Annotated in this window: 1 protein-coding gene; it reads left to right on the forward strand. The window is 35.0% G+C overall.

Annotated features, from left to right (window positions below; translation table 11 throughout):
- Positions 1–31 precede the first annotated feature (31 nt).
- The coding region (locus tag KQA_RS19345; RefSeq protein WP_157366775.1) for a hypothetical protein at positions 32–771 on the forward strand (740 nt) is incomplete at its 3' end.

The raw sequence follows: 771 nt of genomic DNA on the forward strand, positions 1-771 counted from the left end.
ATATAAATTTCAAAAAACTAAATTAAAAATCATGAAAAAGAACATTTTATTCGGATTTTCATTTATGCTATTGCTTTTAGGGCTTGCATCATGTGAAAAAGAATTTTCAACGCAGGATTGCGAGGCAATCAATAGTATGGAAATCAACACCACAAAAGTTAAGGACGAAGGTGATGAAGCCATTTATTATGCCTTTACACCCAATAATGCCAAGTTTTTGACCTATGACTATCAATGGTATGTGGATGATGAATTGCAGCCAGCTGCTACAAAATCATTATTCCAGTATAAGTTTACAAAAAATGGGACGTACACAATATGTTTTGAACCCATATTAAAAAGTGGAGATAACTGCGAGCTAACAAAAACCTGTACAAGTGTAGCGGTGGATAGTTTAAAGGACACTGCCGTAAAAGACCCTTGTGATGAAATTGAATTTAGCCAAGTTGTAGCATTAAATGGGAATTCGTCAAAATTTGCAACGGTAGCATTACAAGCAAAAGGAGATTTCCAAGGAGCGCGTACTTACAAGTGGTATTTAAATGGAAAAGAATTATCGGATGATGATCGAAAAGCGATATTAGATACAAATGTAACATCAAGTCTTACGGTATTTAAATTTGAAGAGGCAGGAACCTATAACATAAAGCTTATGGTGTCTTCAAAAGAATGTAAAGGGAAGTCACTTAGCGTAGAAGCAGAAGTTGATGCAGACTTAAACGTTAAAATAATGGACCAAAAAGAAGCTGTTGAAGAAGGAGCTCCAACAGA

Source organism: Aquimarina agarilytica ZC1, assembly GCF_000255455.1.
GTDB lineage: Bacteria > Bacteroidota > Bacteroidia > Flavobacteriales > Flavobacteriaceae > Aquimarina > Aquimarina agarilytica.